This is a genomic window from Mycobacterium sp. 2YAF39, from assembly GCF_052114565.1.
GTDB lineage: Bacteria > Actinomycetota > Actinomycetes > Mycobacteriales > Mycobacteriaceae > Mycobacterium.
Map to the genome: position 1 here is coordinate 1 of NZ_JBFREZ010000042.1, position 554 is coordinate 554.

1 protein-coding gene is annotated in these 554 nt (G+C 64.1%); it reads right to left on the reverse strand.

Annotated elements, in window-relative coordinates:
- The coding region (locus tag AB4Z42_RS28380) for an AMP-binding protein (RefSeq protein WP_442012578.1) at positions 1–554 on the reverse strand (554 nt) is incomplete at both ends.

A 554-nucleotide genomic window follows, 5' to 3' on the forward strand; every position in this document is an offset into this window, starting at 1 on the left:
GATCCAAAACAAACAACGCTGCACCCGCCACAGGCGCACCGATCGGCGGCGCCCCCGACCCCGGCGCCAACGGCGCACTCATCGCCACCCAAATCGTGGCCTCCGTCGGACCGTACGCGTTGATCATCACCCGCCCCGGCGCCCACCGACCCACCACCTCGCCCGGACACGCCTCACCACCCACCAACAGCGCCACCGACTCCAAACCCTGCGACGACAACACCGCCACCGCACTCGGCGTCAGGCTCAACACACTGATTTGTTCGGCAATCAGCAGATCGTGGAACTCCTGCGGCGAGGCAACCACCTCATCAGGCACCACCACCAACCGCCCACCGTGCAACAACGCACCCCAGATCTCCCACCCCGAGAAGTCAAACSMCAACGAATGACACTGACTCCACACACCTCCCGGCGGGAGGGACGCGCACAGCGACCCCATCAACTGACACACGTTGTGATGAGTGATCCCCACACCTTTAGGCGCACCCGTCGTACCCGAGGTGTAGATGATGTACGCGATGTCCTCGGAATCCGGGAATGGCAGGACGGCG